This is a genomic window from Psychrobacter sp. TB55-MNA-CIBAN-0194 (assembly GCF_040309505.1).
GTDB classification, from domain to species: Bacteria; Pseudomonadota; Gammaproteobacteria; order Pseudomonadales; family Moraxellaceae; genus Psychrobacter; species Psychrobacter fozii.
The window spans coordinates 1-238 of the sequence record NZ_JBEOOW010000752.1 but is presented as its reverse complement, the minus strand read 5'-3'; the positions used below and the strand labels follow the sequence as shown (position 1 = coordinate 238).

At 66.0% G+C, this 238-nt stretch carries 1 protein-coding gene; it reads right to left on the bottom strand.

What is annotated here, in order from left to right; genetic code table 11:
• Positions 1 to 238: LysR substrate-binding domain-containing protein (locus AAEY75_RS16970; protein WP_352260345.1), on the bottom strand; the 238-nt coding region annotated here is incomplete at both ends.

The following is a 238-nucleotide window of genomic DNA, read 5'->3' as shown; positions in this document are numbered from 1 at the left end:
ACCAGGCACAGTGCCGCATCCTCGAGCTTGCGCGCGACCAGACCGCTGTCCGGCAATTCGCCCAGACGGATCGCCAAGTCGAAGCCCTCGGCCACGAGATCCACGTTCCGGTTCGCGATGTTCAACTCCACGCGAACGTGCGGGTGTTCCCGCGTGAACCGCCGAAGCAGCGGCGGCAGACGATAGTGCCCGTACGTCGTGGGTACGCTCAGCCGGACATGGCCGGTCAAGGTACCGC